The sequence below is a fragment of the Pedobacter sp. ISL-64 genome (genome assembly GCF_018613605.1).
Classification (GTDB): Bacteria; Bacteroidota; Bacteroidia; order Sphingobacteriales; family Sphingobacteriaceae; genus Pedobacter.
Genome location: NZ_JAGGPU010000010.1, coordinates 413,289 through 437,653 on the forward strand (window position 1 = coordinate 413,289; position 24,365 = coordinate 437,653).

The following is a 24,365-nucleotide window of genomic DNA, read 5'->3' on the forward strand; positions in this document are numbered from 1 at the left end:
TCATGCTCCCGTTGAGCCCCCCGCGTCCTCCGTATATCCTTCTAACCCTCCGCCCTCAAGCCCTTCACTGCCTCATCTATCTTCGCATATTTAAATTCAAAGCCATTGTTCAACAATCCTCTTGGTTTAACCCACCTGCTTTTTAAAATCAGTTCGGTTTCGGTTCCAATTATTTTTGCGCCTATGGCCAGTAGCCAGGCTGGAGCAGGCAAGCCAAAGTTGATGCCATAAGCTTTTCTGATGCTGCGCATAAACACATGGTTTTTAATTGGCTCGGGTGCGGTACAGTTTATTATGCCTTCAATCTCATTGTGGTTCAGTAACCATTCAATACTGCCTGCGGCATCTAACTCGTGCACCCAGCTTACATACTGTTCGCCACTGCCCTGTTTACCACCCATGCCCAGTTTAACCAGGTTGAGCAAGCGTGGAAATGCGCCATCTTTTAGTCCCAGTACAATGCCCATCCTGAGGGCCACTTTTCTAGTTTTTGGGGTTTCGTTTTCAAAGAAACTACTTTCCCAGGCCTTGCACACCTCAATCGAAAAGCCATCACCGATTTCTCCCGTCAGTTCATCTTGCGGACGGTCTTCGGCATGCCGGTAAATAGTCGCGGAGGTAATGTTGATCCAAAGTTTTGGTGGGTTTTGCAGGCTTTTGATTACTTCGCCGAGTAAACGGGTAGGGATTAACCTCGAACTGATAATTTCTTTCTTGTTTTTAGGGGTGTACCTACAGTTTACATTTTTACCACAAAGGTTAACCAGTAAATCGGCACCTTGAAGGCTTGTTGCCCAGTCACCCGGGGTTTGGCCATCCCACAGCAGGGTTTTAATGTTTCCTGCTGCGGCTTGTGGTTTTCTAGATAGGATAATCACTTCATCAGCCAGGCGACTAAAGTGTTTGGCCAGTACGGCACCTAAATATCCGTTTCCTCCTGCGAGTACAATTTTTCCGTATTTCATGATTCCTATAAAGTAAAGATTAAACCTAAAACAATTAGACGGTAAAGCACCCAGGTAAGACTCATCGCCCAGCCCAATTGTAACAGCTTGCTTCTGCGGAGGTGCTCCAGAAACATAAGTCCTGCCACCATCAAAAAGTAAAGGATAAAAAATATAGAGGGGATGATGAGGTATTGTGCGATAACCAAAACAGGCAAGAGCAAAAGTGCACCAGCAAAAGAGATAGTCATGATGTTGCCCAGGTAATCCCAGCGTTTTTCTTTTCTATAAAAAACAATGATGGCGCCCTGAAAAAATATTTGTCCACCACAGATGAGGTATTCACGATATTGGCTCCCCAGTGGGACAAAATCGGTAAGCAGATGTGCATAGGCGGTTAAAATGTAAGCTGTAACAAACCAGGTAAAAAGCAGATAGGCCAAACGGTATTGGATTTTAAAGCTGGGCTGTATAGTGTTTTCTTTAATGGCCGCAGGAATAATTACTTTACGGTTGTAAGAGATAAAGGCATAAAGCTTACGCATCAAATAAACAAAAGGCCCAAATAAAAACAGCGGTTTAAAGATGGGCATGGCATGCGCAATAATTTTAAATAAACTCTGAATGCCATAAGTTACTTCACCGTTTTCGGTGTTTACGAGCGCAATCTCATTGGCGGCTCTTTGTTTGTCAACCAAAGGACAAATGTTTTCAGGCATACTTTGATAAGCCTCACGCCCACCTTTGGCCAGCATACCTATTTTTACAAATGTTTTGGTATAGGCATAACACATTGGGCATTCATTATCAAATAAAATCACATGGTTCTTAAGCGTTTTCATTTTATTTAAATTTTAATACTTTCAGTAAAAAATGAAAGTTATGGTTAAAAAATTAAGCCGAACTTAAGGGTAAGGCTTTTTAGTGGTTAGGGTGAATATGTCTTGATACTCGATACTTACTACTTGATACTGAATACCTCTCTATTTAAACACTTTCAATACCGAACCCCAGAACCAACTTTCTTCTGCTTTAAGCATCGTTTCTAAAGTTTTATCTACATTGAGGGCAAGTTTGTTAATATCGCTTACTGATTTTTTAAAGGTTTTAAATTCAGGATCTTTTTCATCGCCCACTACCGTTGACAGCTCATTTAAAACTTTTAAAACAGGCTCTAACTCTCTTTTTTTACGCTCTTTAGCTACCTGGCGGGAAATATTCCAAACATCCTTATCGGCAAAAAAGTATTCTTTGCGCTCGCCTGCTTTGTGCTGTTTTTCAATTAAGCCCCATCCAATTAAATCGCGCAGGGTCATATTGGCATTTCCCCTGGAGATACTCAACGCCTCCATAATTTCTTCGGTGGTAAGCGCTTCAGGAGAAATGAGTAATAGCGCATGTACCTGGGCCATGGTACGGTTAATTCCCCATTCGGAGCCTAATTTGCCCCAGGCTTCTATAAATTTTAATTTTGCTGCTGCTAATTCCATACACAAATATAAACTTATTTTTAAACTTTCAGTAATTATTGAAAGTTTATTTGTTTTGGAAGCTATTTGCTTTCTTGCTGTAGTTTATCCAATACCGTCTGCCAGTTGGTATCATTGTTATTTACTTTTTTTAACAGATCAGCCTGTGCCTTATCGAAATAGACAGATAGTTTTAATACCGGTAATGCCAAATCTGGTTTAAACATTGTGCCGGCAGCAAATCCAGGCTCGTTGTTCTTTGCACGGTCACGATCGAATTTAACGGTCGTATTTACATATTCTTCGTGCTGTTTTTCACCATTAATGTACGGGATCATCCATTCTACAGATTTTTTGATCGATGATCCTTTAGGTGACTCATAAGTATAAAAATTAGTGCCTTTCGCTCTGTCGATCATAATGGCCAACTTTAACATAGGTTCCAGGTCGTAAATGTGGTAATGCATGGCATCGCGCTCTTTAAAATCCAAGCTTGTTCCGTCAGCATATAGATTGATATTGATGTGGCTTTTTAAATTGTCGATAGTCCATTTAATAAAATCCTGATTGTTTAAGGTGTAACCAATTTCGCCAACTTCTTTTAGCCGGTGCGCATTCCAGTTATTAATGGCGGTAGCTCTCCCCGCTTTCATCCGTTTGCTGTTAATTTCTGCCAAAGCCGTTTCAGTAAGCCATTGGTCAATCTGTTTTTTATCAGCTGTTGGGATATCTTTTTTAATCAGGTCATAAGCTTCAATGGCTTTATCCAGATTGGTATCGTCAATAGGATCGCCATTTGGTTTATTGATTTTGGCCCATGCACCAAGAAATTCTACACATTTGTTTAAATATTTTTGATCATCGGTAATGCGGTATTGTAAGGCCAGTACAAACATTTTATTCATATCTGCCAGGGCTAATCTGGTTTTCTCTTTTTTTGGATTTCCCTTTAATAATCCCTCGGTTCTGATGGTATCAATTGGATTCGGATTTTCGTTTAGATAATTTAATGCCGATTTTTCAAAGCCCAGGTATAGTTTTTGGGTTTCCTTATCATTTTTGACCTGGGTTTTCAGCTTTTTAATTTCATTGGTATTTAAACTTACAATTTGCGAAAACGAAGAAAAAGATAATAAAGTCAGAGCGATTGTAACGACAAACTTTCTCATAATAAATAGGTTGAATTTTTATTCTTTGCTACAAATCTAATTTTTTATTCAGCATGCATTATAATTTATTACTTTTTTATACCGCCCAATTTTTTATTTTTGACGTTCGTTTAAACTTAAACAAACCTTAATGAATAACTGGTTTAATAAAAATGGCGTACACCTGGCCATTATTGCATTTTTTGTAGTCATCACTTTTGCCTACTTCAGTCCTGTTTTGCAGGGCAAAGCACCACAACAGGGCGATGTTTTGCAGGCTAAGGCCATGCAAAAAGAAATTATGGATATTAAGGCGAAAGATGGTAAAGGCCCACTCTGGACCAACCAGATGTTCGGTGGTATGCCAGCTTACCAAATTTGGGTACAGTACCCCCTCAATATTACAACGTATGGTATCGATGTAATTAAAGGTATATTCCCAGATCCCGTTGGAACAGTTTTATTATACCTTTTAGGCGCATACCTATTGTTCTGTGTATTAAAAATAAATCCTTGGCTTGCTGCTGCGGGGGCAATCGCTTTTGCATTTACATCCTATAATTTTATCATTATTGCTGCCGGGCATAGCAATAAGGCACTAGCAATTGGCTTTTTTGCTCCTATTTTAGCCGCCATTATCCTCACCCTAAGGGGCAGATACTTGGTAGGTGGAAGTTTGCTAGCCCTGTTTATGGCTTTAGAGATCAGATCTAACCACATCCAAATGACCTACTATTTATTTATAGCGTTATTTATTCTGGGCTGTATAGAACTTTACCATGCCTTTAAAGCAAAGCAGCTTCCGGCCTTTGGTAAATCTGTAACTTATATTGCAGCGGGTGTTTTACTGTCGGTTTTAGTAAATGCGGGTACCTTGTGGACCACCTACGAGTATGGCAAAGAAACCATCCGTGGTAAATCTAACTTAACTACCGATAAGGCTGAACCTGCAAATGGTTTAGATAAAGAATATGCCTACCAATGGAGCCAGGGTGTTGGAGAGAGTTTCTCATTTCTGATTCCGAATATTTATGGTGGTGCAAGCAGTATCGACGAAATTATTAAACCTGAAAGCAATACTTATAAAGCAGTTGAAAAAAATCTTCAAGGTGTTGATCCAAAGCAGGCCATTGGTTATGTGGCGCAAAATTTGGGTACCAATCAGTATTGGGGCAATAAACCGGGTACTTCCGGTCCGTATTATTTTGGAGCCATTATCTGTTTCTTATTTGTTTTCGGACTGTTTATTGTAAAACATCGCTGGAAATGGTGGATCTTGGGATCAAGTGTCTTATTGCTGTTCCTTTCCTTTGGAAGTAACTTACCGTTTATTTCAGATATATTCTTTAATTACCTTCCCGGTTATAACAAATTCAGGGCTGTTGAATCGATATTAGCCGTTGTAGGTTTGTTGGTACCCTTGCTGGCTATACTGGCCATTAAGGAAGCACAAGAAGGGAAATACGATCAAAAATATTTAGTGCAGCGATTAACCTGGTCAGCAGGTATTACCGGTGGTTTTGCTTTAATTATTGCGGTGATCCCTACGGCGTTCTTTAGCTTTACGCAGGCCAACCAGGCACAGGTTTTAGATGCTTTAACACAAACCTTGCAGAATAACCGAGGTGCTGCAATGGAAATTTTAAATGGCATTGTTGCCGACCGTGTGGCTTTAGCACGTGCTGATGCTTTACGTTCTTTATTGTTCGTAGCCATCGGTTTTGGAATTACATGGGCTTTCATTACCAAAAAACTGAACATGCAATTGGCTTTTGGTTTATTGGCATTATTTGTTTTAATTGATTTGTGGCAGGTAGACCGCCGTTACTTAAACAACCAGAATTTTGTAAGTAAATCCGATTTAGATAACCATTATCAACCTAGGGATGTAGATAATTTTATCGCGGCTGATAAAGATCCAAACTTCAGGGTTTTCGATATGTCGTTAGGCGATCCATTTAAAAGTGCTGAAACATCTTATTTCCATAAAACCGTTGGTGGTTTCCACTCCGCGAGGTTAAAACGTTTTCAGGAGTTGGTAGATAACCAATTAACAAAAAGTATTAACCAGGATGTGTTGGATATGTTAAATACGAAGTACATCATTACACAAGATCCTCAGAACGGATCGTATAAAATGCAGCGTAATGCAACAGCCGCGGGTAATGCCTGGTTTGTACAAAGTGTTCAGTTTGCTAAAAATGCTGATGAAGAAATGAAGGCCATTAGCAGTTTTGATGCTAAAAAAGAAGCCATTGTTGATGAAAGTTTCAAAAATTCGATTGATACCAAGCGTTTAGGAACTGGTCAGGAAGGTTTTATTAAATTAACAAACTACAACCCTGATCATTTAACTTACGAATACTCAACCGCTAAAGATGTAATCGCAGTGTTTTCCGAAATCTATTATGATAAAGGCTGGAAGATGTATATCGATGGTGTTGAAAAGCCATACTTCAGGGCCGATTACGTTTTACGTGCAGCACAATTAGAAGCAGGCAACCATAAACTTGAGTTTATTTTCCACCCAACATCGTATTATACCGGAGAGAAAATCTCTTTAGCTGGATCGATCTTATTGCTGGCCGGATTAGGTTTTGGGTTTTACTCAGAAGAAAAGAAGAAAAAGAAAGCAGTTAAGGCTTAATATTTCTTTAAATAGATTTACACCCCGCAAGATCAAAAATCTTGCGGGTTTTTGTTTTTTCAGTTCTAAGTCGTTCACTCCCCGCAACTTATCATCCCTTCTTTTCTCCCGTCATTTCGAGCGGAGTGCAACGCAGTCGAGAAATCTGTCCAGATAGATCTCTCCATTCCACTGCGTTCCAGTCGAGAGGACGACTTTCTACCGGATTCTGTCAATGATAGCGTAGTCGAAGGATCTTTAAGATGAATTCACCTGCTCACCTTGTGATTCTTGGCATTTACACTTGTGATGGCCCTCCTGAACTTGTTTCAGGATCCGTCTCAGTAATAACAGCTGTGGGTAATGAGCCAATGACTATTGAACTAAACAAACCTTTGAGTGTCATTTTAACAATCTTTATCAAATAGAATAATAATTTAACAATGTCGTAACATTTGTTTGATATCCAGTGTCTTACCTTTGTAATGTAAATCAGGTAATATGTTAGAGTCATTCTTTGCCGTATGTTTGTTAATTGTTGTACTTTATTTCTTTAGCCCTTTTGAGGTAAAACTCGATGAGGAAGAAGAGTGGTAACACAGCTAATTTATCTCTAAACTGCTTAAATCAAGCGGTAACAAAATTCTTCCCCCCTAAAATTTCCCGTTTATGGATAAAAGAAACGTCGATGTAGTCGTAATATCCGATGTACATTTAGGCACCTATGGTTGCCATGCGAAAGAACTTTTAAAATATCTTAAGAGTATAAAGCCAAAAACGTTGATTTTAAACGGCGATATCATCGATATCTGGCAGTTTAGTAAAAGTTATTGGCCCGAATCGCACATGAAAGTGATCCGTAAACTGATGAAATTCGTGTCGGAGGGTGTTCAGGTTCACTACCTGACAGGAAATCATGATGAGATGCTCCGCAAATTTGATGGCATGGAAATGGGTACTTTCCATCTCCAGAATAAATTAATTTTAGAGTTGGACGGTAAAAAGGCATGGTTTTTTCATGGCGATGTTTTTGATGTTACCATGCAGCATTCTAAATGGCTGGCTAAACTTGGTGCGGTTGGATACGATACACTGATCCTCATTAATAGTTTTGTAAACTGGGTACTTACTGCATTTAGGCAGGAGAAAATGAGCTTTTCGAAAAAAATAAAAGCAAAGTTTAAAGACGCGGTTAAGTTCATCAATAGTTTTGAGCAAACTGCAGCAGAACTGGCCATCGAAAAAGGTTATCAATATGTAGTTTGTGGTCATATCCACCAGGCCGAGCAACGCGAAATTGTTACCGAGGATGGAAAAGTAATTTACCTGAACAGTGGAGATTGGGTGGAAAGTTTAACCGCTTTAGAGTATGAAAATAAAAACTGGACGGTTTTTAAGTACGAACATCAACATTTTACGAAAGACGAATTGGATGAAGGAATCCTTTCTGATGCGGAGGATTTAAAAAGTAAACTCGACATAAATATTCTTTTACAGAATATAAAATATGAAATTGCCCAATAATTTTAGATATTCGGGCATAAATGAAGATACTTTACGCAATACAGGGAACAGGTAATGGTCATATCAGCAGGGCGCGGGAAATTATTCCTTTACTTCAGCAGTATGGCGAATTGGATATTTTAGTAAGTGGAACACAGGCCGATGTGAAACTCAGTCAGCCTGTAAAATATCAATTGCATGGTTTCAGTTTTATTTTTGGGAAAAAAGGCGGTGTAGACCATTTTAAAACGTGGCTGAACATGAATCTTTTCCGATTTAGAAAAGACATGAAGCAGCTGCCACTGAAAGAGTACAACTTAATTGTTAACGATTTTGAACCTGTAAGCGCCTGGGCCTGTAAACTACAGGGCATAGAATGTGTATCATTGAGCCATCAGGCTGCATTTAAATCTAAAAAAGTACCCCGTCCTAGAACTTTAGATTGGGGGAAACTGATCTTGAGCCGTTACGCACCTACCAAATACCATATTGGCTTTCATTTCGACCGTTACGATACTTTTATCCATACCCCGGTAATCAGGACAGAGATCCGAAATCTGAAAAGTGAAAATTTAGGACATTATACGGTATATCTTCCAGCCATTGACGATAAACGTTTGGTAAAGCTTTTTACACAGTTACCTGAGGTTACATGGCAGGTTTTTTCTAAACACAGTAAAGTTGCCTACCAGGAAGGGAATGTTTTTGTAGAGCCTGTTAACAACGAAAAATTTAATAAAAGCCTGGCCACCTGCGAAGGTTTGTTTACCGGTGGCGGTTTCGAAGGACCTGCTGAAGCACTTTATCTAAAGAAAAAACTGCTGGTGGCGCCTATGCGTTTCCAGTTTGAGCAACAATGTAATGCCTATGCCTTAAAACAGTTTGGTTTGCCTGTAATTTGGGGAAGTACCAGGAACTGGTTGCCGATTATTAAAAACTGGGTAGAAAATCCTCAACAGCATGAGTTTAATTTTCCGGATGAAACAGCGCAGATCATTGACGATATGGTGAAGAAATACGCGAGGGTTTAGTCCTGAGTCCAAAGTCAATTTGCCTATGATTTGTCATCCTGAGCGTAGTCGAAGGATCCTTATCATGATTTTACTCACCAGAGTTAGCTGTTTGATTTTGGAAATGAATACCAGAAGCTTTTGGCTTGCACAGCTCCGTTATTCGCTTTAGCGCGATAAAGGATCGGGGCTGCCGCTACTCCCGGGTTTATTTAACGCAAAGCAGCACTTTTGAGGATGGTTAGCTTATACATCGCGTATTGGTACCTTCCGCTGTTACCTATTCGCTTTGGTCTTTAGGCTTATTCTAATCCGTGGCATTGTACTGCGTAATCTAAACCTGACAAGAGCGGACATCCCGATTTTTCATCGGGATAAAGCGGATGGCAGGACTATCGGAACCGATACAAACAGGAACCTGCTTTTCTAAAAATAGCAGAACTCACCTCATCAGCTTTTCTGCTTTTTATTATCAAACGGTCTTCGACTCCGCTCAGACTGACAAATTTAACGCTTATCGCTCTCCGCTTTGGTCTTTAGTCTTTATGCTTTGGTTTTTCGGCTTAGGCTCAGTTGGTAGCATTGTACTGCGCAATCTAAACCTGACAGGAGCGGGCACCGAACGTAGAGCGGTAAAGCGGATGGCAGGGCTATCGGAACCGATACAAACAGGAACCTGCTTTTCTAAAAATAGCAGAACTCACTTCATCAGCTTTTCTGCTTTTTATTATCAAACGGTCTTCGACTCCGCTCAGACTGACAAATTTAACGTATCGCTCTCCGCTTTGGTCTTTAGTCTTTCTTCTGCTACTATTAAATTATTTTCTTTACTTTGCCTACTCTTTAAAAAGGCATGATTAATCAGTTTAGAAAACTAAATCCAATTAACCTCGTATTCTTGCTGGCGTACACATTCTTTTTGCGTATTGCCATTTTTCATGAAACGCACGATAAGCTGAACTTTGATTTTTTGGAGCCATTTGCCCGGTTATTGATCAATATAGATTTAGACAATGCCTTTACGCCATATACCAATATTTTTATCGCAGCACTTTTGGTTTATGTACAGGCTTTAATTTTCAATCGAGTTGTAAACAATCATAATTTATTGACCAAACCCAGTTTCCTTCCTGGGCTGATGTTTGTAACAGGAACAAGTTTGTTCATGCCTTTTATGATCCTAAGTCCGGCATTGTTATGCAACTTTCTCTTGATCTGGATTATAGATAAGTTTTTAAAACTGGGTAAAAGTGCGAACTCCATTACCACTGTTTTTGATATCGGGATGATTATTGGGGTTGGAACATTGATTTATTTTCCGTTTATGGCCATGTTGCTTATGATCTTTTTAGCACTGTTGCTTTTTAGATCGTTTAATTGGCGCGAATGGGTAGCTGGCTTGATTGGCTTTATTACGGTTTTCTTTTTTCTGGCCGTATTTTATTATTGGAATGATAATTTAAGCTCGTTTTATCAGATATGGAAGCCATTAGGCAATAAGTTTCCTTCGGTTTTTAAAATCAACTATAACGATTACCTGGTGCTGATCCCGGTAACGGTAATTATCATACTGGCATCACTACAGCTCCGGGAGAATTTCTTCAGGAGTTTTATCAGTACACGGAAAAGTTTTCAGCTGTTGTTTTTTATGTTTATTATTTCTGCAGCAAGTTTTTACCTCAAACCGGATTTCAGGACCTGGCATTTTTTGCTGTGTGTACCGCCAGGATCGGTACTGTTGGCGTATTATTTCAGCAATGCTAAAAAACGTTGGTTTTACGAAACATTGTTCGTTTTATTTGTGCTTTCGATACAGTATTTTCTGTTTGTTTAACCTTTTTTAACAAATAACTAGAGCGAAACTTGACAAAGATTAATAGCTTTGTGCATGATTTTAGAATTAAAGCTTTTTTAGTTTTAATCAAGATGGATAAAAAATGGAGTCATTGGAATTTCTAAGAACATATATTTGCAGTGGGAGATTTTAAATGCGTAGGCTAAGCATTGATATTGGAAATTCTGCTGTTAAGGTTGCAGTTTTTGCAGATAAGGAAATTATTCACCATCAGCGTTTCAATAAAATTGGGATACTTGATCTGGCTCAATTGATTGAGAAATTTTCGCCAGCGAAATCCATCATCAGTAGTGTTAACCAGGAAGTTGGACCATTAGAAGTATTTTTAAAAAAGCATACCGAGTACATCCGTTTTTCAGCCATGTTGACGAACGGTGTACAAAATAGATATAAAACGCCAGTTACTTTAGGATTAGATAGATGGGCTGCTGTTTTGGGTGCAAATGGCTTACATCCAACAAACGCAAGTTTAGTGGTTGATGCAGGTACCTGTATTACTTACGATGTTTTAAGTAGCACGAAGGAATATTTTGGCGGAAGTATAAGCCCTGGTATTAGCATGCGTTTTAAAGCTGTACACGAATTTACTGGCCGTTTGCCTTTGGTGGAGTGGGATGCAAATGAGGCTATTGTGGAAGGTACTGATACCCAATCGGCAATCAAAAACGGCGTTTTACAAGGAATAATAAACGAAATTGAAGGCTTTATTGCCCTAAATAATAAAAAAGAAAGTGCTCTGAAGGTAATTATAACGGGGGGTGATGCTAATTTTTTGTATAAACAATTACAAAACAGCATCTTTGCGCCTCAAATTATAAAAGATCCTTACTTAGTATTAAAAGGATTAAATGAAGCTATTGCAGATTAAAATGTACAAAAGAATAAATTATATTGCAGCCATACTCGTTCTAGTTTGTGGTTTAAGTGCTCAGGCACAGGTTACCACTTCATCACCATATTCAAGATATGGACTTGGAAATATAAAGGGATCTTTGTTGCCCCAGCTTAGAGCAATGGGTGGAATTTCTACCGCAGTGGGTAAAGTTACAGGGTTCAATTATATTAATATGCAAAACCCTGCATCTTATGCCGGGATAACTTTAACCACCATTGATGTGGGAATGAGTGCTGGTTTAACCAATCTTTCGCGAAACAATTTAAGCGAAACGAGTTTCAATTCTACTTTTAGTCATTTGGCATTTGCCGCTCCGGTTACCAAAAGATCGGCCTTGAGTTTTGGTATTTTGCCTTACTCGGATTTGGGTTATTCTTACAGAAATACCACCAAAGTTGATACAACCACTTTAGACCAGCTTTATGAAGGCGAAGGCGGCTTATCAAAGGCTTATTTAGGTTATGGTTATCGTTTTGGCGATCATTTAAGAATTGGTGGTAACTTAGAATATATTTTTGGTAACCTTCAAACTACCCGGGCTACCGAATTTCAATCGGCTGGGTCTTACAATGCTAAACTTCAAAATAAAAACAGTGTTGGCGGTATAAATTACTCTTATGGCATACAGTACGATTTTAATATCGGTAAGAAAACAATTATGACCCTGGGTTATTCTGGAAGTACTTCCGGGAAAATAAATTCAACGCAAACTTCTTTTGCTACGTTCTACACAAGAGATCTGAATGGTAATGAAAACCCTGCAGCCGATACGTTAAATATCGCGAATAACGGAAAATCTAACCTTACCTTGCCATTAACGCACAATTTTGGGATCTCTATCCAGCAAAATGATAAGTGGATGATTGGTGCCGATTTTAGAATGAGTAAATGGTCTGCAACAAGTATCAATAATGTAAACCAAGGTTTGCAAGATAGCTGGGGCGCTTCTTTGGGTGGCCAGTGGACGCCAGATGCATTTTCTTACAACAGTTATATGAAACGTGTAGATTACCGCCTTGGTTTTAATTACGATAAAACTTATATCAAAATCGGTAATCAGGATATCAAACAAATGGGTGCATCGTTAGGTTTTGGCTTCCCGTTGCCTACTGCTAATGGTGGTTCAGCATTTTATAAAATCAACTTTACAACCGAGTTCGGACAAAGGGGAACATTAACCGATAATCTTGTTAAAGAGAAGTTTATTAATTTCCACTTAGGCTTTACCTTGAACGATACCTGGTTCCGTAAGTACCGTGTAGACTAATGAATTTAAGAACATTTTTATATGGTCTGTTTCTGGTGTTGCCTTTTTTTCTGGCTTCCTGTGGAGACGACGATCTAAAAAATGCCAATTCAGTCTCAGCAAATAAAGTAATCCTGTCCAGGGATCGGACCATTGGTGTCGATATCACTTATAGCGATTCGGCCAGAATTAAGGCTAAAGGTTATGCCCCGATAATGGATAAGGTTACGCCTTCGAACGGAAGCGCTTATCAGGAAATGATTAAGGGTGTAAATATCGATTTTTATAACCCTAACGGAACCATTGATGGAAACCTGGTTTGCGATTACGCCATCAGGAAGGATAATGAGCTTAAAACCGAATTTAGGAAAAATGTAGTCGTAAAAAACAGTAAGGGCGATACTTTCTCTTCGCAGGAACTGATCTGGGATGAATCGAAGAAGATTTTTTATTCCAATCAAAGGGTATATGTGAAAGGAGTAGATGGAAGCATAGGTGAGGGCATCAACTTTAAAGCTCCGCAGGATTTTAGTACCTATGAAATGGATAGTGGAAACGGTGAACTGAATATGAAGGAAGGTGTAGCGCCGTAGTCTAAATGAGTGAATGATAGAATTTTGAATGAGTGAATGTTAATGGATTTACTTTGTAATGTCCTTCAATAATTCCATCAACTACAAATTCAACATTTAATAATGCACCAATTCAAATAACTCGGGGATTTAATCATTCAAAATTCAGTCATTCTATCATTCAATAGTTCTGTCATTCAAACATTAAAACAGGGCTTGTATTTGCTTAAAAATTAAACACTTGATAAATAAAATTTTGTGTTTTCTTTTTTGAGGCAAATTTGTATCTTGCGCCCTCTTAAAAAAGAACTAAATAAATTTATAATTACAATATGGGATTAATGACATTTTTGCGTAACCGTGCAGGCTATATTCTAGTTTTTGCCATCGGTTTTGCAATTGTTGCATTTTTAGTAGGTGATGCAATTAACGTGGGTAAACCTTTTTGGGCAGCAGATCAAAAAGTTGTAGGATCAATTGATGGTAAGGATATCAGTATTGATGAATTCGGACCAAAGGTTGATCAGGGTGTAAACCAGATGAAACAACAATATGGCGGCAGTGCAAATGCACAGATGACTGCTATGGCTGTTGACCAGGCATGGAATGCAGAGTTAGCAAAAGTTTTGTTAACTAAAGAGTACGATCGTTTAGGTTTAACAGTTTCTGAAGATGAACTGGTAGATTTATTACAAGGCCAAAACCCTAGCCCCCTTATTAAACAATATTTCTCTAATCCTCAGACAGGACAGTTAGACCGTGCTACCTTGATGAACTTTCTAAAATCGAAAGAACCTCAGGCTTTGCAACAATCTACCATGTTACAGGAAGAAATTAAAAATCAGGCCCTGCAGACAAAATATTCTAACCTGATCCGTAATTCGGTTTATGTAACTTCTTTAGAAGCTACTGATGAATATACCAACCGCAATAAACTGGCTAATTTTAAATACGTAAGTTTAGATTATACTTCTATTCCTGATGCTTCTGTTAAATTAACAGACAACGACTACTCAGAATATTATGAGCAGAACAAAGCACGGTTTAACAATCCACAAGAAACACGTGCTTTCGAATACGTTACTTTCAGTATCAGCCCAACCAAAGCAGATTCATTGGCAATCAAAGCTCAGGTAGATAAAATTGCTGCTGATTTCCAGGTGGCTAAAAACGATTCACTTTTCGCAGCGATCAATTCAGACGTAAAAGTTCCGTTCACTTATATCACAAAAGGGAAATTAGATCCAGCGGTTGATTCAGCAGTATTTGCTTTACCGGCAGGCAGTTTTTACGGCCCTAAATTAAGCGGTAACTCGTACAAAATTGTAAAGGTAGTGTCTACCCGTATTTCACCAGACTCGGTAAAAGCAGCACATATCTTAATCGATCCGGCTAAAGTGGGTGGTGAAGATAAGGCGATCAAATTAGCAGATTCATTAAAAGGCTTAATCCTAAAAGGAGGAAACTTTGCCGAACTGGCTAAAAACTACAGTGTAGATGGTTCGAAAGATAAAGGTGGTGAAATGCCAGCTTTTGCCCGCGGACAAATGGTGCCTGAATTTGAAAACGCAGCTTTTGATGGTAAAGTAGGCGATCTTAAAGTGGTAAAATCTCAATTTGGTTATCATGTGATGAAAATCGAAAAACAGATCGGTTCATCTAAAGTAGCTAAATTAGCTTACGTAGAAAAAGCATTAAATGCGAGTAGCAAAACTCAAGCAGCTGCTTACAAAGCCGCCAGCAATTTCTTAACTGATGTAAAAGGTAACGACTTTAGCAAATTTGCAGCACAAAAAGGATTAAAAGTTGCTGTTGCTGATAAGGTTGCATCAACACAAGGATTTGCAGCTGGATTAGATAATCCACGTAAATTAATTCAGGATGCTTACGCAGCAGATAAAGGTGATGTATTACCTGAAATTTATACCATGAGCAATGCTTATGTTGTGGCGCGTTTAACTACCATCAGCCCGAAAGGTATTTTATCACTAGCTGATGCGAAGAAAGAAATCGAACCAATGGTAATTAATGCCGTTAAAGCAAAACAGCTGAAAGAAAAACTAGCTAACGCAGGTAAGGGAAGTATTGAGCAGGTTGCAGCTAAAGTTGCACGTCCGGTTAATCCAGTACAGAATGTCGTATTTGCTAACCCGGTAATCCCGGGTGTGGCACAGGAAAATGCTTTAGTAGGAAGCGTTTTCGGTTCACAGCCAGGTAAAGTATCTGCTCCTGTTCAGGGCGAACGCGGTATTTATGTGTTTTCAGTTGATGGATTTACCAGTCCTGCACCAATTGCCAACATGTTCAAACAAAAAGAAAGCATGATGTTAAGTTTAGGACAGCGTTCATTAGGATCGGCTTTCCAGGCTTTACAGGAAAATGCAAAGATAAAAGACAATCGCGTGAAATTCTATTAAATAGAAAATACGTAATTTTGTAACCGTTCCGATGATTAGTCGGAACGGTTTTTTTATTTAAGGCCATGGAAATTCAGGAAAACATTATTAATAAAGTAGCTAATAGCGGTTTAATAACCTTAAATCTCGAAGATTTTTATCATAAAGGCGAAAGAGTGGTTTATGATATAGTGGATAATCTATTTCATGGTTTAATGTTAAGAGAAAAGGATTTTAGAGAGTTTATCAAAACTCACGATTGGGCGCAATATCAGGATAAGAATGTAGCCATTATCTGCTCTGCTGATGCAATTGTACCTACCTGGGCTTATATGCTGCTGGCGAATAAACTAAAGCCATATGCCAATGAAGTAGTATTTGGCGATTTAAATACATTGGAAGCTGTTTTATTTACCAAGGCATTGGCTAAAATTAATCCGCAAGATTATGCCAACGAGCGCGTGGTGGTAAAAGGATGTGGAGATATTGAAGTTCCGGTTTCAGCCTATGTTGAGGTAACCAATTTACTTACCCCGGTAGTTAAAAGCATTATGTTTGGCGAGCCCTGCTCTACTGTTCCCGTATATAAAAGAAAAGATTAAATTTTGGTTTGCTTTTTGTATATCTTCATAGAGGAAAGAATTTAACCACATTTTTTTAGGAAACAGTTCTTTCCCAACAACACACAAATGAGTACAAAAGCAATGAAGAAATTATTTATAACCGTCACGGCTGGCTTATGCAGTCTTTTGGCAACGGCTCAGCAACTTCCCCTGAAGAAAGAGGCCGTATTTCAGGAAGGTGAAGTTTTGCAATATAAATTAAGGTACGGATTTATAACGGCGGCAGAAGCCACGATTAAGGTAGCCAATTCTGATTTAAAGTTTGATAACAAGCCTACCTATAAACTTACGGTTGATGCGCAGACTTCGGGAACTTTTGATGTGTTTTATAAGATAAGAGATCATTACGATTCATATATCGATAAAACTGACCTTTTACCTTACTTCTATCAAGAGAATATCCGTGAGGCCAGTTATAGACGCCAGGATAAGGCACGTTTTACGCAGGATGCAAAGAAAGTAGTTTCGAACAGAGGGACTTTTACAACACCGACTAATCAGACTTTTGATCTGGTTTCAGCTTATTATTTTGCCCGGAGCCTGGATATCGGTAAAATAAAAGTGGGCGATAAGTTTAAACTGAACTATTTTTTAGGAGATGAGATTTCGGCACTTGAAGTAGAATATGTTGGTAAGGAAACGATAAAAAGTAAATTAGGGAACATCCGCTGTTTAAAATTTAGTCCATCCATTAAACCGGGAAGGATCTTTAAAAAAGATAGCCGGTTATACCTTTGGGTAACTGACGATGGAAACCGCGTACCGGTAAAGGCTCAGGTAGAGATATTGGTTGGTGCGGTAACCATGGAATTAAAATCGGCCAGTGGCCTGAAATATGCTTTAGCAAAAGAATAATGATGATAGAAGTTGAACAGGTGCTGGTGCACGAGGATGTATTGAAGGAAAATTTTGTTTGTAATTTAAGCAAATGTAAAGGAATCTGTTGTGTGGAAGGTGATTCGGGTGCACCATTGGATAATGACGAAAAAGCCGTTTTGGAAGAGATTTATCCGAAAATAAAACACCTGTTGAATGAAAAAGGCATTAAAGCCATTGAGGAACAAGGCGTTTACGTAGTTGATGAAGATGGCGATTTAACCACCCCTTGCGTAGATAAAAATAAAGAATGTGCTTACGTGCTTTTTGAGGGTGGTATTACGAAGTGTGCCATTGAAAAAGCGTATGAGCAGGGTATTGTAGATTGGCAGAAGCCGATTTCTTGTCACCTTTACCCTATCCGGATAACGAAATATCCAGAATTCGACGTGCTAAATTACGATCGCTGGCATATCTGTCACGACGCCTGTACCTTTGGCCGTGAATTAAAGGTTCCCGTTTATAGTTTTTTAAAAGGACCGCTCATCCGTAAATACGGTGAAGCGTGGTATAAAGAACTGGAAAGTTCTGTGGCGGCGATGTAATATGCCTGGAGCAGTCGTCATGCTCAGCTTGACTGGGCATCTTAATGCTTGGTAGGGACTTATTTAGTTGCCGTTCTATTGTATAAAGTTCCCGTTTTCAGCTACCGTGTGGACACATCTTTTGGGATTGATCTTTACCTCATTTTAATTTTGAGAGGAATTCTCCAGGGAAAAAAATACTTGCTGAGGAGCATTAATTTAAGACCTGACTCAGTTCAAGAACACTCCCAGAAAAGATCAGGTAACGTAACACAAAACGTCTCTCTTGTCAATAAAATTAAATCACCTATAGTATAGGACACTACTGGAAAGCCAGCAAAAGGGCCGTATTTAATTACCCCCGCTTTACGTGTTCTGTACCCTTTGTTGCTACCAAGTTAACCCCAAGGTTACCCCAGGGTTACCTTTTCTTTACCTTCTGGTTACCTAAAAGGTAAAGCCAGGGCCGGTATTGGCCGATTGGCCACACTCGTTATGGTTACGTTGCCCTAAAGCAGGCTGCAACAAATACCCGGTTATTGCACCGCAGGCCAGCTGTAACGGTTCATTTTAGCTCATTTTGCGTGTAAATTGGTCCATTTTAGCTCAAAATGCGGTGCCTTGCTGCCAATCCGCTAGGTTTGAGTATGGATTTAAATATACCGGTATAAACAGCATCCATTTTGAACAAACATTTTTTCAATAAAAAACAAAAATTATGGCAATGTATTCAAAAAGCGCAAATGGCGCATTGTCGGGTAAAGAGCAACCGATGGAAAGATTAAACAATAAAACAGTAATATCTACTGCTTAAATAACATGATCGACTAAAATTTAGGAAATAATACAATATCGAGCAATATCACGACGAAATTCGTCTTATAAAATTTTGATATTTAGTCATTCAGATATTAAGAATGTCAAAATTAAGTTGTTTTTTGCCGAAATCTAACTTACTTTAGCGGAACTGAAAAATCATTTAATAACTGTGAAAAAAATCTTAATTACTGGTGGTGCAGGCTTTATTGGCTCTCATGTAGTTCGCCGTTTTGTTAACAACTATCCTCAATATGAGATCGTCAATTTAGATAAACTTACCTATGCTGGTAATCTGGCTAACTTAACCGATATTGAAAATAAGCCAAATTATAGATTTGTAAAGGAAGATATTACTGATGCGAATGCGATGTTCGATCTGTTTAAAACAGAAAACTTCGACGCAGTTATTCACTTAGCGGCAGAAAGCCATGTAGATCGTTCTATTTCTGATCCAACAGCTTTTGTCATTACCAATGTAATCGGGACAGTAAATTTATTGAATGCTGCCCGCGAATATTGGAAAGGTGATTATCACAAAAAGCGTTTTTACCATGTAAGTACCGATGAGGTTTACGGTGCTTTAGGTGAAGAAGGGATGTTTACCGAAACCACTGCTTACGATCCACATAGCCCTTATTCGGCATCAAAAGCGAGTTCAGATCACTTTGTAAGGGCCTACCATGATACTTATGGGATGGATTGTGTAATTTCTAATTGTTCTAATAATTATGGTTCTCATCATTTTCCTGAGAAATTGATTCCATTGGCCATTAATAATATCAAAAACAACAAACCTGTACCCGTTTATGGTAAAGGCGAAAACGTACGTGATTGGTTATGGGTAGAAGACCATGCCAGAGCAATTGATGTGATTTTCCATAATTCTAAAACAGGAGATACTTATAACATTGGTGGACATAACGAGTGGAAAAATATTGATCTGATCAATTTGCTTTGCACCATTATGGATCAAAAATTAGGCCGAGAAGCTGGTGAATCGGCCAAACTGATTACCTATGTAACCGACCGCGCGGGGCATGATTTGCGTTATGCGATTGATTCGAGTAAACTGCAAAATCAATTGGATTGGGTACCAAGCTTACAATTTGAAGAAGGGTTGGCCAAAACAGTAGACTGGTATTTACAAAACGAAGACTGGTTAAACAATGTAACCTCTGGTAATTATCAATCTTATTACGAACAGCAGTACAACAATAAATAATGGAAATCGAGCAAACAGGATTAAAAGACTGTCTGATTATTAAACCAAAGATATTTGAAGATCCAAGAGGCTATTTTTTCGAAAGCTTCAACAGGAATACCTTCGAAGAGAAAACAGGTATGTCTGGTAATTTTGTTCAAGATAACCAGTCGTTTTCTTCCTACGGTGTAATTAGGGGGCTACATGCTCAAGCCGGAGAATTTGCGCAGGCTAAATTAGTGAGTGTAATTAAAGGCGAAGTTTTGGATGTTGCGATAGACGCCCGCCCCGATTCGCAAACTTATGGAAAACATTTTTCGATTAAACTCAATGCTAAAAACAAATTACAAGTATATATTCCGAGAGGATTTGTACATGGCTTTTCGGTATTGAGCGAAACAGCAGAATTTTTATATAAATGCGATAATTTTTTTAATAAGGCCTCAGAAATCGGTGTAATTTATAATGATAGGGATTTGAATATCGATTGGTTAATTCCAGAAAGAGATAGGGCTATTTCTGATAAAGACCTTCTTTTAAAACCCTTTTCAGCTTTACAGCACCTATGAGCAAGATATTGGTAATTGGTGCCGGCGGGCAATTGGGCCAATGTTTAAAGACTGTTGCTGAACGTAGGGGGATTACTGAAATTGTTTCCCCGGCCGAGCAGGATGCCAATATTTTGGATGAATCTGGTTTGAATGATCTGTTAGCTGCAACGCGACCTGCTTTTGTAATTAACTGTGCCGCTTATACTGCTGTAGATAAAGCAGAAGATGAAGTTGAGCTGGCTAAAGCCATTAACGAAACAGGTGCCGGATACTTAGCCTCAGCTTGTTTAGTAAATCGGGCAACACTTATACACGTTTCTACCGATTTCGTTTTCAAAGGAAATGAAGTTAAATTGCTAAAAGAAGATGATCAAGCTGAGCCAATCAATGTTTATGGTGTAACCAAATTAGATGGAGAAAAAGTAGTTGTTTCAACACTGCCTGCTCACTATATTATCCGCACCAGTTGGTTATATTCTGAATATGCCAACAATTTTGTAAAAACCATGCTTAAACTTGGTTCCGAGCGTGATGAACTGAATATCATTGCCGATCAGGTGGGTACACCAACCTACGCGATTGATCTGGCAAATGCCATTTTTGATATTATAAGTTCTTCATCCGCCGCTTATGGCGTTTATCATTATAGCAATGAAGGTGTAACCTCATGGTTCGATTTTGCAAAGGCGATTTTTGATATCAGCCAAACTACAGTAAAAGTAAATCCTATTCTAGGTTCTGCTTACCCAACTAAAGCTACACGACCTGCATTTTCGGTGATGGATAAATCTAAAATAAAACATACATTTAATATCGAAATTCCTTATTGGAGAGATAGTTTGGTGGAGTGTATAAAACAAATTAATAAATTGAAGTAATACAGATGTTGAGATAGAGCCATTCGTCTCAAATCTAATGTCTCAAATCTCAAATCTAATTCTAATATGAAAGGTATAATCTTAGCTGGTGGCAGCGGAACCCGTTTGCATCCTTTAACTTTGGCTTGTAGTAAACAGATGATGCCGGTTTACGATAAACCGATGATCTATTATCCGCTATCTACCTTAATGTTGGCTGGGATAAAAGAAATTCTGATTATCTCTACCCCACACGATCTCCCGAATTTTGAGAAATTATTGGGTGATGGGACTACATTGGGCTGTAAATTTAGTTATGCAGTGCAGGCAGAGCCTAATGGTTTAGCACAGGCTTTTGTGATCGGTGAGGAGTTTATTGGAAAAGATAAAGTTGCGCTAGTTCTGGGCGATAATATCTTCTATGGTGATGGAATGGTTAAATTATTACAAGCGAGTGCTGATCCTGATGGGGGGGTGGTATTTGCCTATCAGGTTTCAGATCCTGAACGTTACGGCGTAGTTGAGTTCGATGCAAATAAAAAAGCTATCTCAATCGAAGAGAAACCTGTTCAACCCAAATCAGACTACGCAGTACCAGGTTTATATTTTTATGATAACGAGGTGGTAGAAATTGCAAAAAATATTAAAGCTTCGCCCCGTGGAGAATACGAAATTACTGATGTAAACCGCATCTACTTAGAGCGTGGTAAATTAAAAGTAGGTGTATTAAGCCGTGGTACAGCCTGGCTGGATACCGGAACTTTTACCTCTTTAATGCAGGCAGGGCAATTTGTACAGATTATCGAAGAACGGCAAGGTTTAAAGATAGGCTGTATTGAAGAAATTGCCTATCGTATGGGCTTTATAGATGCAGAACAGCTTAAGGCTATCGCTACGCCTCTGGTTAAGAGTGGTTATGGCAGTTACCTGTTGAAACAGATTAAGTAAGAAGTTCGGCCTCCTCGTATCGTCATTGCGAGAAGGCTTCTTCAGCCAGCGAAGCAATCTTTATAGCTGATCACTACATGAAAGATTGCTTCGTCGTTCCTCCTCGCAATGACGATCTTTCTATAGGGATCTGTCAAGGATAATTATTGCGGAATATCAATATAAACGATATGGTTTTAAGGGATGAATAGCCTCCGCTCATCGTCATTTCGACCGCAGCGGAGAAATCTTTTAAATTTGATTTCAATAACTTGGTACAAAGATCTCTCCATTTCGCGGCGCTACAGTCGAGATGACGACCATTCTATTGGATTCTGTCAATGGTGTTGCGTAGAGAATGAACTTTGCAAGTATACTGCAATTATTTTGCCATATAAGTTCATATAAGCATTACCCCCACCTAATCTGTGCCCTTCGCGCTTTCTCTTTGTGTCCTTTGTGGTTAAAAGCCTCACACCCTCATGAATCGGATTAAAGCTTTCTTGATTTATCTTATCTTTGCCAATCACCGAAAGAAAACATGAATACACAAAAGCAGATTGCCGTTATTGGTTTAGGTTATGTTGGGCTACCGCTAGCGATAGAATTTGCTAAAAAGTATAAAGTAATTGGGTTTGACACCAATGAAAGCCGTGTGGCTGAATTAAATCAATTCGAAGACCGTACACATGAAGCTAATTTGGTTGATCTAAAATTAGTATGTGATTCAATCAATGTGGATAATGGGTTAACCTTAAGTGCTAATCTGGCTGATCTAGCCAGTAGCACAATCTATATTGTAACTGTCCCTACTCCTATCGACCAGCTCAAACGGCCAGATCTGCAACCTTTACTTGCGGCCAGTAAAATGTTAGGTATTGTGCTGAAAGCAGGCGATATTGTGATTTATGAATCGACTGTTTACCCTGGTTGTACCGAAGAAGATTGCGTGCCTGTTTTAGAAAAGATTTCAGGATTAAAATATAATATCGATTTTTTCTGTGGCTATTCCCCGGAACGGATTAATCCCGGAGATAAAATCAATACCCTTACCAAAATTAAAAAGGTAACCTCGGGCTCTACGGCGGCAATTGCTGCTGAAATTGATCAACTTTATGCATCTATCATCACTGCAGGTACCCATTTGGCTCCCAACATTAAAGTAGCAGAAGCCTCAAAAGCAATAGAAAATGCGCAACGGGATGTAAATATCTCTTTTGTAAACGAACTGGCCTTAATTTTCGATCGCATGGAGATTGATACGGCTGATGTGCTTGCGGCGGCAGCCACCAAATGGAATTTCCTTAACTATAAACCCGGTTTAGTTGGAGGCCATTGTATCGGAGTGGATCCTTATTATTTGGCACATAAATCGGAGGCCTTGGGCTACAAACCTGAGGTTATTTTGTCTGGAAGAAGAGTGAACGATAATATGGGCATGTTTGTGGCCAATAAAGTGATCAAAATGTTGGTGGCTAGAAATAAAGTGATTAATGGCGCTAAAGCACTTATATTGGGTTTTGCTTTTAAAGAAAATTGTCCTGACACCCGTAATACAAGGGTGATTGATATTTATAAAGAACTCAGCTCTTTTAGCATGCAAGTCGATGTATACGATCCCTGGGCCAATGCAGCTGAAGTGAAAGCTGAATATAATATCCAAATGATTAAAAATGATGATTTTGAGTATTATGATGTAATCATTTTAGCAGTGGCCCACCAGCAGTTCTTGCATATCGATTATGCTAACTTTAAAGCAAAAGGTTCGATTATTTTCGATACCAAATCCTTTATCAACAGAGATTTGGCAGATGCAAGGTTATGATATTGCTATATAACATTAATATTTGTTTACCCTTTCTCTATACCAAGTTAATATAAGAATGACGGATAAAAGGAAATGAGTAAAGCAGCAGACGGCCTGACTAGTGTGAGCTTGATAAGTAGAATGAGTAATGGGAACTGAAATATGACTTAGTAGCTTCGGTTAAAAATATGGTTATTTCCGATCTTCATTTAATGAAAAAGGATGAATATTTAAAAAAGGGGTGTTTTAAACCTTTAACTATTTTAAATAATATTTCTGAAGTACTGTTGATCGCGTATAGGTTATATTTTTGTTAATTCTCCTGCGCAAATTATGCTATAGATTCTTTTTAAAGCGTCATTTTCGACTATTTGTCTGATTTAATCTACTCTTTATTGGAAAATAGCGTGAATTGTCTTAAATTTAACTCGTTAATTAAGGCGCTTATTGTTGTTCTATAAATAATACTTTCCAATTCGCATATTATTGCGGTAATTATTTCGTTTGGTAAATGAG

Annotated in this window: 21 protein-coding genes; 17 read left to right on the top strand and 4 right to left on the bottom strand. The window is 38.6% G+C overall.

From position 1 onward, the window contains the following. Positions 1 to 41: 41 nt before the first annotated feature. The 4 genes from J7E57_RS15955 to J7E57_RS15970 all read right to left on the bottom strand — a co-directional run bounded on the left by J7E57_RS15955 (position 42) and on the right by J7E57_RS15970 (position 3,582). Complete coding sequence (locus tag J7E57_RS15955) at positions 42 to 965, bottom strand: TIGR01777 family oxidoreductase (RefSeq protein ID WP_215165974.1); 924 nt, start codon at positions 963 to 965, stop codon at positions 42 to 44. A gap of 5 nt (positions 966 to 970) precedes the next feature. Further along, complete coding sequence (locus tag J7E57_RS15960; protein WP_215165976.1) at positions 971 to 1,786, bottom strand: DUF393 domain-containing protein; 816 nt, start codon at positions 1,784 to 1,786, stop codon at positions 971 to 973. A 141-nt stretch (positions 1,787 to 1,927) separates the two neighbouring features. Then, positions 1,928 to 2,434, bottom strand: a complete 507-nt coding sequence (locus tag J7E57_RS15965) for a GbsR/MarR family transcriptional regulator (RefSeq protein ID WP_029278585.1) — start codon at positions 2,432 to 2,434, stop codon at positions 1,928 to 1,930. A 62-nt stretch (positions 2,435 to 2,496) separates the two neighbouring features. Continuing rightward, on the bottom strand, positions 2,497 to 3,582 hold the full coding sequence (locus tag J7E57_RS15970) for an alginate lyase family protein (protein ID WP_215165983.1): 1,086 nt from the start codon (positions 3,580 to 3,582) through the stop codon (positions 2,497 to 2,499). A gap of 130 nt (positions 3,583 to 3,712) precedes the next feature. Here J7E57_RS15970 and J7E57_RS15975 point away from each other — a divergent pair, with 130 nt between their 5' ends. From J7E57_RS15975 to J7E57_RS16055, 17 genes are all read left to right on the top strand, one after another. Continuing rightward, positions 3,713 to 6,208, top strand: coding sequence for a YfhO family protein (locus J7E57_RS15975; RefSeq protein ID WP_215165985.1), 2,496 nt, complete (start codon positions 3,713 to 3,715; stop codon positions 6,206 to 6,208). 648 nt (positions 6,209 to 6,856) lie between these two features. Then, the gene (locus J7E57_RS15980) at positions 6,857 to 7,711 is read left to right on the top strand and encodes a UDP-2,3-diacylglucosamine diphosphatase (RefSeq protein ID WP_215165992.1); all 855 of its coding nucleotides are present in this window, start codon (positions 6,857 to 6,859) and stop codon (positions 7,709 to 7,711) included. A 20-nt stretch (positions 7,712 to 7,731) separates the two neighbouring features. Then, positions 7,732 to 8,721: a glycosyltransferase family protein gene (locus tag J7E57_RS15985; protein ID WP_215165994.1), complete on the top strand. Its 990-nt coding sequence runs from the start codon at positions 7,732 to 7,734 to the stop codon at positions 8,719 to 8,721. A gap of 362 nt (positions 8,722 to 9,083) precedes the next feature. Further along, complete coding sequence (locus tag J7E57_RS15990) at positions 9,084 to 9,557, top strand: hypothetical protein (protein WP_215166001.1); 474 nt, start codon at positions 9,084 to 9,086, stop codon at positions 9,555 to 9,557. Next, positions 9,554 to 10,534 carry a DUF6427 family protein gene (locus J7E57_RS15995; RefSeq protein WP_215166003.1) on the top strand — a complete coding sequence of 327 codons (981 nt, stop codon included), beginning with the start codon at positions 9,554 to 9,556 and terminating at the stop codon, positions 10,532 to 10,534. The genes J7E57_RS15990 and J7E57_RS15995 overlap by 4 nt, the downstream gene beginning before the upstream one ends. A 154-nt stretch (positions 10,535 to 10,688) precedes the next feature. Then, complete coding sequence (locus J7E57_RS16000; protein WP_215166005.1) at positions 10,689 to 11,423, top strand: type III pantothenate kinase; 735 nt, start codon at positions 10,689 to 10,691, stop codon at positions 11,421 to 11,423. After that, positions 11,404 to 12,717 carry an OmpP1/FadL family transporter gene (locus tag J7E57_RS16005; protein WP_215166007.1) on the top strand — a complete coding sequence of 438 codons (1,314 nt, stop codon included), beginning with the start codon at positions 11,404 to 11,406 and terminating at the stop codon, positions 12,715 to 12,717. The genes J7E57_RS16000 and J7E57_RS16005 overlap by 20 nt, the downstream gene beginning before the upstream one ends. Further along, complete coding sequence (locus J7E57_RS16010) at positions 12,717 to 13,289, top strand: hypothetical protein (RefSeq protein WP_215166009.1); 573 nt, start codon at positions 12,717 to 12,719, stop codon at positions 13,287 to 13,289. Before J7E57_RS16005 ends, J7E57_RS16010 begins: the two co-directional genes overlap by 1 nt. Positions 13,290 to 13,609: 320 nt before the next feature. Then, on the top strand, positions 13,610 to 15,685 hold the full coding sequence (locus J7E57_RS16015; protein ID WP_317196560.1) for a SurA N-terminal domain-containing protein: 2,076 nt from the start codon (positions 13,610 to 13,612) through the stop codon (positions 15,683 to 15,685). A gap of 65 nt (positions 15,686 to 15,750) precedes the next feature. Beyond that, on the top strand, positions 15,751 to 16,266 hold the full coding sequence (locus J7E57_RS16020; RefSeq protein ID WP_215166013.1) for a DUF2480 family protein: 516 nt from the start codon (positions 15,751 to 15,753) through the stop codon (positions 16,264 to 16,266). Between the two features lie 102 nt (positions 16,267 to 16,368). Next, positions 16,369 to 17,142 carry a DUF3108 domain-containing protein gene (locus J7E57_RS16025; RefSeq protein WP_215166177.1) on the top strand — a complete coding sequence of 258 codons (774 nt, stop codon included), beginning with the start codon at positions 16,369 to 16,371 and terminating at the stop codon, positions 17,140 to 17,142. Between the two features lie 2 nt (positions 17,143 to 17,144). Further along, positions 17,145 to 17,708 carry a DUF3109 family protein gene (locus tag J7E57_RS16030; RefSeq protein WP_215166179.1) on the top strand — a complete coding sequence of 188 codons (564 nt, stop codon included), beginning with the start codon at positions 17,145 to 17,147 and terminating at the stop codon, positions 17,706 to 17,708. Between the two features lie 967 nt (positions 17,709 to 18,675). Beyond that, the gene (gene rfbB / locus J7E57_RS16035; protein WP_215166020.1) at positions 18,676 to 19,728 is read left to right on the top strand and encodes a dTDP-glucose 4,6-dehydratase; all 1,053 of its coding nucleotides are present in this window, start codon (positions 18,676 to 18,678) and stop codon (positions 19,726 to 19,728) included. Then, positions 19,728 to 20,276 carry a dTDP-4-dehydrorhamnose 3,5-epimerase gene (gene rfbC / locus J7E57_RS16040; protein WP_215166022.1) on the top strand — a complete coding sequence of 183 codons (549 nt, stop codon included), beginning with the start codon at positions 19,728 to 19,730 and terminating at the stop codon, positions 20,274 to 20,276. The genes rfbB and rfbC overlap by 1 nt, the downstream gene beginning before the upstream one ends. Continuing rightward, the gene (rfbD, locus tag J7E57_RS16045; protein WP_215166024.1) at positions 20,273 to 21,136 is read left to right on the top strand and encodes a dTDP-4-dehydrorhamnose reductase; all 864 of its coding nucleotides are present in this window, start codon (positions 20,273 to 20,275) and stop codon (positions 21,134 to 21,136) included. The genes rfbC and rfbD overlap by 4 nt, the downstream gene beginning before the upstream one ends. Before the next feature lie 66 nt (positions 21,137 to 21,202). Beyond that, the gene (gene rfbA / locus J7E57_RS16050) at positions 21,203 to 22,063 is read left to right on the top strand and encodes a glucose-1-phosphate thymidylyltransferase RfbA (protein WP_215166037.1); all 861 of its coding nucleotides are present in this window, start codon (positions 21,203 to 21,205) and stop codon (positions 22,061 to 22,063) included. Positions 22,064 to 22,583: 520 nt separating this feature from the next. Continuing rightward, positions 22,584 to 23,867 (top strand): nucleotide sugar dehydrogenase, encoded by a 1,284-nt coding sequence (locus J7E57_RS16055; RefSeq protein ID WP_215166044.1) that lies wholly within the window; start codon positions 22,584 to 22,586, stop codon positions 23,865 to 23,867. The last annotated feature ends 498 nt before the right edge of the window (positions 23,868 to 24,365 follow it).